Origin of the sequence: Spirulina sp. CS-785/01, assembly GCF_028330525.1 — a bacterium.
GTDB lineage: Bacteria > Cyanobacteriota > Cyanobacteriia > Cyanobacteriales > Spirulinaceae > JAQMSD01.
In genome coordinates this window covers 1-10,094 of the sequence record NZ_JAQMSD010000169.1, presented here as the reverse complement: position 1 = coordinate 10,094, position 10,094 = coordinate 1, and the positions used below count along the sequence as shown (strand labels likewise).

Sequence of the window (10,094 nt, the reverse complement as noted above, 5' to 3'; positions counted from 1 at the left end):
TCTCTTAACCTTCTCCGTCAAGACTCTACTGTTCAACGCAGTCTTCGACAAAAGCGACAACGTGCTGCTATGGACGATGATTACATGACTACTCTTCTACAATCCTTTTGTCAAGCATGATTGAGATGCTCTTACCCTGTAAACCCAAGGTATATTTTTCTAAGCGTATCTAGCCATTATCCTTGAGTTAATCAACCCGTTTTTAACGGGTTTAAGCTCTTAGCCTTGGGTTTAAACCCAAGGTATATTTTTGGTTGATCAACCCGTTTTTAACAGGTTTAAGCTCTTAGGTTTTAAGCCAAGATAGATTTAATAACAATACCGATCTTTATTATTCGGTGTGTTTTGTCCTTCTGCCTTCCGCATTGAACCCAGTAACGTTGAAATAATCACACAACGTTTTAACGTATCATCATTACGCGGCCTAACCGTTACTGTGCCTAACGCCCAAAATGAGGTTTGTGTACAAGCATTCCCCGGCCTAAACACCGGACAACCATAATGATTAAAAATAACACGCCATTCCGTAATCTCGCCCGTTTCTTCTTGTTCAAACGAAGAATTTTCGATATCAAAAATAATTCCTTCTTCCAACGGTTGCCAATTGACATGATCTGGAACAAAATCACCCTTAACACTGGGATGAATTGCCCACTCTCCTCGCTTTTCTCCCTCTTGCCGAAAACTTAACTGCCAGTCTCTTTGATTCGTCACCGCCTTTTGCTTAGTCTTTTCCATCCCTTGCCAAATCCGACTATTTGCCTTATTCAAGCGTTGTCGTTGCAGAAACCCTAACCACGTCGGAATAAATATCGCGGCTAAAATGCCAATAATAACGAGGCCAACCAATAATTCTAGCAGCGTAAATCCTTGTTCATTTTTCCACGGCTTAGACATTGCAATGGGAGAGTTGATGTTAAGTCCTAATATAATTCATTATGGAGTTCACAGCAATTTAGGAATTGCCCCTACTTTGACGATTATTTACGATTATTAAGGGTTATTTTCTTCATCTGGCGGCGTACATTCCTCTTGGCCAGTCCCCGTCTCTAACGCCCCTAAAATCGTTTTCACCGACACGCAACGCATGGTTGACGTTTGCGGTTCAGTTACGTCATCATTCCGAGGGGCAGCAGCCACCAGATATAAATTATCATCTGGCTCTTGTCCCGCTAAAACTCCTAAATGATCAAAGGTCAAAGTATAAACAGTCTCTTCTCCCTCGATAGTGGTTAAATTTCCATTCTCCACCCCTTTATTCACTTCTCCTTCTTCTAAATTGGTTTGTAAAATCACTTGTCCGGGTTGGAGATCGAGTTGTTGCCCTAAATTTCCCACATTCCAGTAATTATCGAGATCATCTTCATCTTCTGTATCCGTGGGGTCAAGAGAAGCAGGATGAACGGCCACTTCTGGGATATTATTGTCACTCATGCGAAAACTGACACTGTATTCTACTTTGTCCGTTTTTGCATTGGTTTGTGCTTTTTTTAAAGATTGATAGATAAAATCATTGGTGAGATTGACTCGACGCTGATTGACAAAACCGAGCCAACCGGGAACTGCTATAGCTCCTAAAATACCAATAATGACAATCGCCACCAGTAACTCAACCAGCGTAAACCCCGCTTGAGTTTGCTCCTTGTTTTGTCGAAACTGAACCTGTTTAAGTAATGGTTGAATCATATTGCTCCTGATGGGAGACGAAAATTTTAGGGGACAAAACGACCTTTCGCACTAACTTCTGTTTGTATTTCTGGAAAGTAGGCCGAGCGACCCTCACTATAGGTCGGAGGATTATCTTCGGGTCGAATCCGCGCTAAAGCATTGCCCCGAAGGTAAAAACGCGCTACATAAGGGGGACTATCATTCTTCACACAAGCATAAAAACTGGTGGGGAAGTTGTTAAGATTGGGGGGAATTCTCGTTGACCAAGTGCGTTGATCTTCTGGTAGGTCATATTCAGGACATTCTCCTAACAAGGTGTCCTCTGAACTCTGATCGACAAAATCAATCAAAATATCTAAGGAGTTAGCACTATATTCTGTAGAAGCCTTGTTCCACGTTCTCAGACAGTCGGCCACGGATTCTCCAATTTGGCATTCAAAAGGGGCAAACCCGTCATCTCTCTCTTCAACTGCATCCTCCAAGAGAACCCCGCCAACATTCACCCCATCAGAAACTTCAAAACGGCCAATTCTGGCAGTATTGGACCAAACATTATTATTATCCTGATCCTCAATCAGATAGTAAGCTACGAGGGAATAGACAAAAGTATCATCACAAATATCCGCATTATTCTCGTCGGTACAGTCTGACCCTTGATCCTCCTCATTAAGATAATCAATGGGAATTGCATCTTTTACAGGTTTTCGCTTCCAGAAGACTAGGACAGGCTTACAAGTATCTGCATTATTACAAACGCCTACACTCTGATTAGGAGGAATCTCGTTTTGAATGCCTGCATTACTTAGACCTTGATTATCGTAAATAAAAACCGCTTGCTCTAAATCTCTGGCAATATAATTGGCAGCATCTTGAATTTCTTGCTCCGAGGTCGCCTTAGCTTGTTCCTGTTGATCTGTTCGGAGTAGATTCATGGCTAACCCTAACAAAGGTGTAATGACTATACCCGCAATCAGGATAGCTACCAGTAACTCAATGAGAGTATATCCTTGCTCTCGTTTCACTTTTAGGATAGCTTTAGCTATCCAAGGACGTTGGGTTTTGAATTTCGGTGTTTGACGAAACATAGGAGTGACAGAGAGAGTAGATTAATGATTAATTAACAACCGCTAAGACGTTGACAGAGGTCTTGATAGTTCGCATTGATGCCTGTAATTTCAGTAATGGTTTCAAAGAGAGGAGCTTTGCGATCGCCTAACCCTCCGGCATGAGTTAAGGCTTGTTGGCTTTCCTCTCCATCGGTTGCCTTTAGAGGTTCACCCCCCTCAAAAGCATCGGCGCGATAAACCCGCAGTCCTAAGAGATAACCTGCATTCTCTCCGTTAGAGCCTTCGTGTTGAACGCCCCCCACTTGAATCAGAAAGTCTTGCATTTCATCAGTAGTACATTTCCCATCGTTACTGCCATCGAAACAGTACACCGAATATTGATTCGTTTGAGGTGCAGGAGTATCGCAATAACCGTCTTCTCCAGACTTGAAGCGACTCTTGCAATCTAGACCATTCGCTGGCGGCGTACTCAAGTCTCTGAGATGGTTAATGTATTCTACCCCTTGATGTTGAGACAAAGAATGAATCTCAGGGTCTTCTATCGTGCCGGCTCGCACACCATTGATATATTCTTGAGCCGCTTGAGTCGCCCACTCAGCCCGTCGCGCTTGGACGCGGGTGGCGGCTGAGAAAGCAATCACCGGGCCGATGGCCACAATTAACAGCCCAACCACCACAATAGCCAGCAGGGATTCAATAATCGTGAATCCTGATTCACTGGGTTTCGGTTTTAGGGGGAAAAGGTAAGGTTTCATAGTGAATTGTGTTCTTGAAACTGCACAAAGCGGCATGGTTAGAGGTCTTCTGTATCACATTGATCGGGTCGATACTCCTCGTTAACGGCATCCTCCTGATTATTTACTTGTACCCCACACAAGAGGGTTTGAATCCAATCATCATTCCGACCCACTTCTCGATAATATTCATTGGGTTCTGAGGTTGGTGGAAGGGTGAACCGTTGCGAGAATAAGTCAGGCAACTGGGAGAGTAACCCCACATCAAAACCAAACTGCCGTTGGGGCGGGTAGTAGCTGTCGTTGTAACCTGCCGCCGTCAATGCGTACCGTTGTGAGTACCCCAAAAAACTGCCTGTTAGGTTATTTCCTGCATTTCCCGGCTCGATCTGCCAGAAGGGGGCAGTGGCATAAGAACTCCGTTGCAGTTGGATGAATGAACCTTGAATCGTAACAGGATAAGCATTGGCATCACTACCTGTCTGATTCCATTGCTCTAAGAAACGAGGCAGGTTTGAGACTGCACCATTAAATTCAAAAAGGCTAGGATTATTGGCACGAAAGCGAGATGGACTATCTCCTGTTGCCATAATGAGGTTAAATGTTCCTCGCTTGGGTTGATTTCGAGTATCAACCGCTTGGGTGAGCCAATAGGTTTCATTAACTGCATCGGTACTAGGACGAGGGCCACTACCGCTAAAAGGAAATGGTCGTCTTGTATCATGAGCGCGAGCGATTTGCAGGACTGGAGAAAGGAGGGGTTGGCGCGTGGTGGTAATCCCAGTTATGGCAATATTTCCACTACCAAGGGCAGTATTGAAGGGATTGAACTCTGTACCCCCAAAAGTTCCTCCAGTATTACTAAACCCTAAGAAGCGACCACTACGAATTACGGTGTTCGTGGGGGTGTAGTCACCACCGGCATAGCCAGCATCATCTGCAATTTGCCCAATATCATCAATAATTAATTGATTGTTGGGTCCCCCAAAACTCAAGAAATTACCCGCCAGATTATTCTCTCCCGCAAAAACCATGCCTTGACGAGATACCCAGAAAACTTGATTGGGGTTTACCCCATCTAAGACTAAGTTGACGTTTTGGAACAATAGCGGGTTATTGGCACTGGGGTGGAAGATAAAGAGACTATTACTATCCCCAGTTAGGGTGATAGTAATGGGACTTCCTGCGGTTTGTGTGCCAATGTGGATAAAATTTTGGGTTTCTACAGGAGAGTTAGTTGGATCACCCACAACATGATTTGTTGATGTAGAGGTGATTCTGTAGTTATAGACCTCTAAATTCCCAATTTGAGTAGGGGTTATAGCTCCATCTGCTTGTCCCAGTTGGATAGGTATAGTTGGAGCCGTTGCATCTAGGAGTTTATTCGTTGATGTTCCCACATTCGGGAGTTCATTCACTGCACCATTCACAAGAGCACTATTACATACTGTCCCAATTGAAGTAAATGTTATAGCGTTTTGAGGAGATGCACCCCCATCGGGTCCCCCTAAACACACGGTGTAATTAATTACACTGTCATTATTTAAAGCATCCGCCGCATTATCCAATTGAGTATTCCCGGTGTCATGGGGAACATCCGGTAATAACCAGTCATCCCGTTCATCATAGTAACCGTAGAGGGCTGGGTTTCTTGAATCTTGAGGATCAAAGTAGAACAAAGGATGGTCTAATTCAAAATCTTCAGCATTCGTAGTTGGATTACTGGGATTGGTATTATCTGTCGTTCTAAACCAGAGAGAATTATTGCGTTGTTGAATCGCATTGCCAGAGTTAGTTCCTGTGGGAAAGGTACTATAAGGAAATTCATCAACATTCCCACCCGTATGAATGCCTAGAGGGATAGGACGGGGTGGACTATTGTTATCTAATACCAAATTTCCATTTTGCCGTTTAAAAGCAACCCGACGAGGATAGTGTTGATCCTTCGCATCTCGTGGAGGGAGAGCGGTTGTCCCTGCCCCTACTTGTGTCCGATTTACAGTCCCCAAATTCAATAACTGTTCGGATGTAATATTCGCTTCAACAAGAGTATCGCTGGTTGTTCCGTTGCCATTGAGATCGACACCTGGTTCAGTAAAAGTGTCCTGTAAGTTATTGTCACCATCGGCATCATAACCCACTACCCAATCACTGGGCAGACATTCAGAAATGGGAAGTTTCCGACAAATCTCCATGACGTATTCTGGAGCTTCTACTCGCCGTTGAATGGGGGTGACAAAGTTATTAAAGTATGAACTAAAGAGAGCTTGGGGATTGGTGCGATTGGAATAACTTAAATCGGTGTAGTTGGTCGTTGTCCCAAATGCTCCCGTGGTATTCCCACTAGAGAGTCCATTGGTGACAAAGGTGTTATCCCAGAATCCATTATCAACACGCCGTTTGGAGATCGTCTCTAGAGGGGGTGTTGAAAGAGGAGCATGGGCTTCGACGGGAATATTGGTGTTCGGAAAGCTTCCTGTGCCAATACTTCGGATACTTCGGAATAAGTTATCGGTTTGGTTATTGCGTAGGTCGTAATCCCCTTCATTGCGAAAACCAAAGCGGAAGTTTTCCGATAACAAGGTGAGCGTATCCGAGAGAACCGACACGGCACGCCAATTATCGCCGTCATTACATTTGTCACCTAGTCGTTTGTCACCGGGGCGACAAGCGAAGTTGGTGTCTAAGTTTGTGCGGCTATAGAAATCTTGCTTTTTCCAGCCTGAACCTAAAGAAGTGGTGAATTCTTCGTAGTCGTGGACATTAAAGCCACCTGCGATGTCCTCACTGGGGGGTTGTGCTTTGATATAGGTGGGAAGATTGGTGGCGAGAATTAACCCTTTTTCCTCGTCTTCAAACTCATTGATTCCTCCGCGTCCCACACGAGAACCGTTGATTAGTACGATGGCACTAGGACGACGAGTGGGATCGAGCCAGAAGTCGGTAGGACTCAGACGATCGCGCTCTAGTTCATGCACCGCTAAGTTAACAATTGGATCAGACTCATTAAACGGTGTAGCTGCGATATCAGTTAAGGGGATAGTTGCTGAACTACGAGCCGATTTATCACTGGCATCCGCTAGGGCATCATCCCGAGTTGCGTAGATAATGCCGCTATCGGGTAACATCCATTCCGTGTCCCGTATTCCATCGTCGGCATCTGCCCGCCGCAGGGCATCTACATCAATTACGGTTGCCCGAATTTCTAAAGGTTGACGCAGTTCGACCGACAAGTCATATTCAGAGATTTTTTCATTGGTACTACCACTAGCACCAGTACGGCCATTGCTCTCCGGTTGGAAACTGTAATTATTGCGGTTACTGGCGGTTGAGTTATTATTTTGCGTATTTCCCCGATTACTCCAAGTCAATGTACCACCACCGACAGAGACATTTATATTATTCCCCTCAATTTCTTTCACTTCTCGACCATCCAAGAAGGCAACCTCTTGGATTGTTCCGTGGGGGAGATTATAGCCGCCTGTGGGAGTTTTCGTGGGAGTGCCAGCCGTGCCGTCCCAAATTTTCAAGGCACAGATCGTTGAGTCAATCGCCCCTTGATCGGCCAAGGTGCGGTCAGAAGCAGGGGTGGCTAAGGCTTTTTTAAGTTGAGGGTTAACTAACCGCCCATTGGGATAGACAAGGTTAGCCATGTAATTGAGTTCATTGTTGTACCCAGAAAGACCACTAGCACTATAGGTAATCCCATTATTAGACCGTCCTGTCCCTGATGGCAAAGTTCCGATTACCTCTTGATTCCAAGCCAGTTGACCACTCACAGAGGGTAAACCACCTGCATTTTGAGCCGTTTCGTAATTGGTGGGGTCATAGTAACTGCTAACACAGGCAATCGGCCTTTGTCCCTCCTCATGGTTGTAATGATAAACGGCGGATGCCCGCATTTTCAAGAAGGGGCGAGGTTGGCCGTTGGTATCGTCTAAGACATCAGGATTACCATTGCCATCACGATCAATAATCGCGTTTGGGATTCCATTATTAGTAGTATCTTCTTTTAACCAATCTGCCCAGTCAGCGTTAGTCATCACACCGCTAGGAGGAAGTGTTCCAACAGGAACGGGCATCGAGTCTGGCCAAACAACATTAGAACGATTAGTAGGGTTGGTACTATTATCAAAAGGCAGATAAACCCCAGCATTGGTGACAATGCGTAATCCCCCTTCATTCCCTAAGCGATTTTCGGGTACAGTGGCTGCACTGGTTTCCCAGAAGCCATCACGCTCTGTTAGACCTAATTCCACCAGTTGACGCACTCGGCTTTGCCGATAGCGAGTATCATTGGGGGGATCACCGTCCCATGGTACTCCTAGTGGGTCTTTGCCTAAGTTTCCGGCAAAATCATTGAGACTGGGTTTATACCAAAACGAGGGTAAATTATTTCCGGCTAACGCGCGATCGCCCATTAATTCCTCAAGTGTTGGAGGATCGTTTTCTTTCAGTTCTTCCGGTTCAGTGGCAGGCGGTTGGTCTTGTTCAATATTTAAAGTTGCGTTAACTGTATCTGGCTTATGCCAATTATCAATGGGACGCAGGAAATCAGTTTTTTGTGCTGTTAGGACTTGATTACTATTGAGTCCCTCCGTTCCATCATCGGCAAAGCCAATTTCGGCAAAGGGAACACGGCGAGTTCGGTTTCTGAACCAAACTTCTAATTCTTCCCGCCGAGCTTGATCCACATCGGTATCCGGGTTAACTTCTGCGTTAATGCGATCAGTAATACGATCTCTCACTTCTTGGGGATCATTCCCACTAACTTCATAAGTGGGATAACTCCCAGAAACCCCGAAAGTGTTTTCAGTCATTGCGGCTTCAACTAACAGGGCAATCCGTTCTTCAAAGGCTTGGGTATTATAAGCCACTTGACTACTATTACTCCTGGTAGAAATCGTAGCTCTGCTCTCAGGCCCAACGGAATTAGGAGTAATGTAAGTCGTTTTGGGGTTTATTTCCCGTCCTTGGAACAAATCAACATCGACTCGATCTGTACCGAGATCAGTAGAACCAACAAAGTTATTGGTGATGTTTCCCCCGATAATAAGTTTGGCGTTTTCAGCTTCGTAGAAACAGGAATAAGGACTACTGACTTGCAAGAAATACAAGCCATCTTTTTCCCCGGCATGGAGGTTACTATTTACCACAATCCGACCATTAATATATAACGGCGGACCGGAGAACATATCGAGGTCGTCTTCATAGACAATGGCATTATTCCCTAGGGGAATTCTTACCCGGTCTTGTTGATACTCCAGACCCGCAAAGGCAGTATTTCCTTGATAATTTTCGTAGTTTGCGTCTTTATCCGGATCGGTGATCAGACCCGTTTGATTGCGATCGGTAATGGGAACTGTGGCTGTATAAATATAAATACTCTTTTTCAAAACCCCTTCAATTTTGTCCCAACCATCTGTACTGACTAAGCCAGCACTTGTGCCTAATGCTCCCTCACAGACTTCTCCACGACTCCCACTCGCTTGGGGAGGGGTGCGAGCATCCAAGGGGCTCCGTTGTCGTTCGTATCCTCCGGTATCAGGATCGACTCTCGGACTCCGAAAGTAAATTCCGTAAAGGGTGAAGCTGTCAAATTCTCCATTCCCATTGGTATCTACGGGATACCGCCAAGCGAGGGTAGAAGTTTCCCGTTGGCTCAATTGCGGGTTATCTGTATCAATGGTGTCATTGTCATCAAGATCAACCACTAGTTGCAGACGAACTTCATCCCCTAACTGATATTTATCCTTATCCAGAACATCATTCAAGGCCAGGTCGGAGGGTGTTCCTTGGGGAAGCGTAGGGTCTTCAAAGGCGGTATTAAGTTTCAATTTTGCCCGTTCTACGGCGGGTAGGGCGGCATTGAGAACCACTTGACTGACGCGCACGTTACTGGCGTTTTGCGCTCGGTCAGTAGAGCGTATGACAATGGCACTGGTGATCAGTGTGACCACTAAAATCACCATGACGACGGTGGGGAGGACAAACCCCCCTTGGGTTTCTCGACGAAGGATGAACCAATGGGCAAGTTTCCGACTGAGGCGGAGGGGCAGCCGGAGGATTGCTTGGGCAAGAACCTGTAAACTCTGAATGAGTCGTTTTAGGAGTGAAGACATGGGGATTAATAAGTCTAATCCATTAAGGGACAAAGAAGGGTAAAGGCGAGGCTGGTTTCATGTTTTACAGCCAACATGAAAGAGGAGCTACGCCGATTAAATCTGAACACTTACTAAAAACTTAACTGTTTCAGTGATAGCTAGGACTGAATGGAAACGTCAACCGAGAAAAATACAGAGTTCATATAATTGGGGGGTCGGATATCCGTAGTTATGCGGATAGACCAAGGCACAGGGTTAACCTCTAGTAGGCTATTTACTTGACTTTTTTTGACATTAGGCCACAAAGCCCTACTTATACCCATCCTAGAGTTTTCTGGCCCGTGCCGGATGAACAGGTTTTAAAGGTGTTTGATTTTGGTCAGGGTTATGAGAAATGCGTAATTGCACATGATTTTCAGGGCTTCTTCAGCCACTCAGTTAAACTGTAAGGTTTGCCTCGACAAACTTCAAAGGGCTTTTTACGTCTGTAACACCACCTTCATTCATCGTTGGTACTCAGT

5 protein-coding genes are annotated in these 10,094 nt (G+C 45.3%); all 5 read right to left on the bottom strand.

What is annotated here, in order from left to right; all coding sequences use genetic code 11:
* Positions 1 to 309: 309 nt before the first annotated feature.
* Entirely contained in the window at positions 310 to 897 is a 588-nt protein-coding gene (locus PN462_RS11290; protein ID WP_272128314.1) for a pilus assembly FimT family protein, read from the bottom strand.
* A 96-nt stretch (positions 898 to 993) separates the two neighbouring features.
* A complete protein-coding gene (locus PN462_RS11285) occupies positions 994 to 1,686 on the bottom strand; it encodes a pilus assembly FimT family protein (RefSeq protein WP_272128313.1) in 693 nt (230 codons plus the stop codon).
* Positions 1,687 to 1,712: 26 nt separating this feature from the next.
* Positions 1,713 to 2,753: a hormogonium polysaccharide secretion pseudopilin HpsC gene (gene hpsC / locus PN462_RS11280; RefSeq protein ID WP_272128312.1), complete on the bottom strand. Its 1,041-nt coding sequence runs from the start codon at positions 2,751 to 2,753 to the stop codon at positions 1,713 to 1,715.
* Positions 2,754 to 2,785: 32 nt separating this feature from the next.
* A complete protein-coding gene (gene hpsB, locus PN462_RS11275; protein WP_272128310.1) occupies positions 2,786 to 3,490 on the bottom strand; it encodes a hormogonium polysaccharide secretion pseudopilin HpsB in 705 nt (234 codons plus the stop codon).
* Between the two features lie 38 nt (positions 3,491 to 3,528).
* Complete coding sequence (gene hpsA / locus PN462_RS11270; protein ID WP_272128309.1) at positions 3,529 to 9,591, bottom strand: hormogonium polysaccharide biosynthesis protein HpsA; 6,063 nt, start codon at positions 9,589 to 9,591, stop codon at positions 3,529 to 3,531.
* Between the last annotated feature and the right edge of the window lie 503 nt (positions 9,592 to 10,094).

Excerpts from the sequence above, each read along its gene's own strand:
- hpsC (WP_272128312.1), bottom strand. The coding sequence starts at position 2,753 with ATGTTTCGTCAAACACCGAAATTCAAAACCCAACGTCCTTGGATAGCT.
- hpsA (WP_272128309.1), bottom strand. The coding sequence starts at position 9,591 with ATGTCTTCACTCCTAAAACGACTCATTCAGAGTTTACAGGTTCTTGCC.
- PN462_RS11290 (WP_272128314.1), bottom strand. The coding sequence starts at position 897 with ATGTCTAAGCCGTGGAAAAATGAACAAGGATTTACGCTGCTAGAATTA.
- PN462_RS11285 (WP_272128313.1), bottom strand. The coding sequence starts at position 1,686 with ATGATTCAACCATTACTTAAACAGGTTCAGTTTCGACAAAACAAGGAG.
- hpsB (WP_272128310.1), bottom strand. The coding sequence starts at position 3,490 with ATGAAACCTTACCTTTTCCCCCTAAAACCGAAACCCAGTGAATCAGGA.